The 745-nt window shown below is 51.7% G+C and carries 1 rRNA gene; it reads right to left on the bottom strand.

Going from position 1 to position 745, the window contains the following annotated elements:
- Window positions 1-745 (bottom strand): 23S ribosomal RNA (locus KW824_RS20595); the annotation flags it as partial.

Below are 745 nucleotides of genomic sequence, written 5' to 3'. Positions count from 1 at the left end.
TACTTACTGGTATTCGGAGTTTGCATGGAGTTGGTAAGTCGGGATGACCCCCTAGTCCAAACAGTGCTCTACCCCCAGTAGTATTCGTCCGAGGCGCTACCTAAATAGCTTTCGGGGAGAACCAGCTATCTCCGAGTTTGATTGGCCTTTCACCCCCAGCCACAGGTCATCCCCTAACTTTGCAACGTTAGTGGGTTCGGTCCTCCAGTTGATGTTACTCAACCTTCAACCTGCCCATGGCTAGATCACCCGGTTTCGGGTCTACACCTTGCAACTAGACGCCCAGTTAAGACTCGGTTTCCCTACGGCTCCCCTATACGGTTAACCTCGCTACAAAATGTAAGTCGCTGACCCATTATACAAAAGGTACGCAGTCACCCCGAAGGGCTCCCACTGCTTGTACGTACACGGTTTCAGGTTCTATTTCACTCCCCTCACAGGGGTTCTTTTCGCCTTTCCCTCACGGTACTGGTTCACTATCGGTCAGTCAGGAGTATTTAGCCTTGGAGGATGGTCCCCCCATATTCAGACAGGATGTCACGTGTCCCGCCCTACTCGATTTCACTTCAAGGTCGTTTTCATGTACGGGGCTATCACCCTGTATCGCTGGCCTTTCCAGGACCATTCCACTAACTTCCAAGAAACTTAAGGGCTAATCCCCGTTCGCTCGCCGCTACTGAGGGAATCTCGGTTGATTTCTTTTCCTCGGGGTACTTAGATGTTTCAGTTCTCCCGGTTCGCCTCG

The organism is Aeromonas sp. sif0611 (assembly GCF_019218845.1).
Classification (GTDB): domain Bacteria; phylum Pseudomonadota; class Gammaproteobacteria; order Enterobacterales; family Aeromonadaceae; genus Aeromonas; species Aeromonas media.
The sequence above is the reverse complement of the archived record's forward strand: the minus strand, read 5'-3'. Positions and strand labels throughout refer to the sequence as shown.